The sequence below is a fragment of the Camelimonas fluminis genome, assembly GCF_014656355.1.
GTDB classification, from domain to species: Bacteria; Pseudomonadota; Alphaproteobacteria; order Rhizobiales; family Beijerinckiaceae; genus Camelimonas; species Camelimonas fluminis.
Genome location: NZ_BNCG01000148.1, coordinates 1 through 960 on the forward strand (window position 1 = coordinate 1; position 960 = coordinate 960).

The following is a 960-nucleotide window of genomic DNA, read 5'->3' on the forward strand; positions in this document are numbered from 1 at the left end:
ACCTCTCTGGATCCTGTGCGGCGGCGACCAGAACGACGGCTATCCGCGACGCTGGGCACCACTCTCCTACGCGGTTGCCTTCGCCGAGGCGACAAATACGGCCTTGGAGGAGGACATCCACAACGCAGCTTGACAAGAACTGCCTGCCCAGGGCTCCGACGTAAGGAGCCCTCGCGCACGTACAAAACGGCCCAGCGCCGAGGCCGCGAAAAACTATTTCCGATTTTCAAACTCCAATTTGGACAAAACCAAATTCGGCGACACCCCAGAAAGGCGGCATCGCGAACCTTCCCATGCCCCCAGGAGAAACGCACCATGATCGTCATCTACGCTGACGGCGCCTGCTCTGGAAATCCTGGCCAGGCAGCCGCCGCTATCCTCGTCCTTAAGCACCGGACCGGCGGCATGGTTGAAATCGACCAGGCTGCCAAGCATCTCGGTCAGGGCACCAACCAGACGGCAGAGCTGCATGCCGCCCTCATGGCTATCGAAGCCGCAGCCACCAGCAACGAGACTGAGTTCCTCGTTCGCTGCGACAGTCAGTACACCGTCAACGGCATCACCAGCTGGATGGCTAACTGGATCGCCAACGGCTGGCGTACTGCAGGCAAGAAGCCGGTTGCAAACTCGGAAATCTGGCGCGCAATCAACGCCGCCATCTCCGCTGCCGAAGCCGCCGGCAAAACCATCCGCTTCGAATGGGTCAAAGGACACAGCACCGACCAGTACAACAACAAGGTCGATCGTCTTGCCGTCGCCGCTTGCCACCAGCGCACGGTAGACCCGTCTCACTACACACAGCCGGCTCCTAAACCCGCCCCCACCCGCAACGCGCTTGGGCTCACTCCAACAGAGTGGGTCTCCATCCGCGAAAGCCTTGTCTCTGAAGCTCGCGCTCGGCACTCAACCGGGTCGGGAGAGGATGCAGCTGAAACCGCTGCACGCTATGTCCTCGATACC

General features: G+C 60.9%; 1 protein-coding gene. It reads left to right on the plus strand.

The window, feature by feature from the left end; genetic code table 11:
• Window positions 1-315: 315 nt before the first annotated feature.
• A partial coding sequence (locus IE243_RS22900) for a ribonuclease H family protein (RefSeq protein ID WP_191321577.1) occupies window positions 316-960 on the plus strand: 645 nt, incomplete at its 3' end.